The organism is Tritonibacter sp. SIMBA_163 (assembly GCF_046535935.1).
Classification (GTDB): Bacteria; Pseudomonadota; Alphaproteobacteria; order Rhodobacterales; family Rhodobacteraceae; genus Epibacterium; species Epibacterium scottomollicae.
Genome location: NZ_JAWJBP010001104.1, coordinates 1 through 244, shown reverse-complemented (window position 1 = coordinate 244; position 244 = coordinate 1). Strand labels below are relative to the sequence as shown.

Sequence of the window (244 nt, the reverse complement as noted above, 5' to 3'; positions counted from 1 at the left end):
CGTCGGGCCCGATCATGACGGAGGGGCGCAGGATCAGCGCGTCCGGACGCGCGCGGGCGACCGCGCGCTCGCCCTCGCCGCGGGCGCGGATATAGGCGTCTCGCGCAGCGGGATCGGCGCCGATCCCGGACAGTTGGATCAATCGCGGCACGGAAGCGTCGTTGGCTGCCTCGGCCAGGTTCGCCGCGCCGTCGACATGCACGTCGTGGAAGCTGGTCTCCGCCGTTTCCGCGTAGAGGCTGAC

Annotated in this window: 1 pseudogene; it reads right to left on the bottom strand. The window is 72.1% G+C overall.

What is annotated here, in order from left to right:
* Positions 1 to 244, bottom strand: a pseudogene (locus tag R0J92_RS25755) (complex I NDUFA9 subunit family protein); the annotation flags it as partial.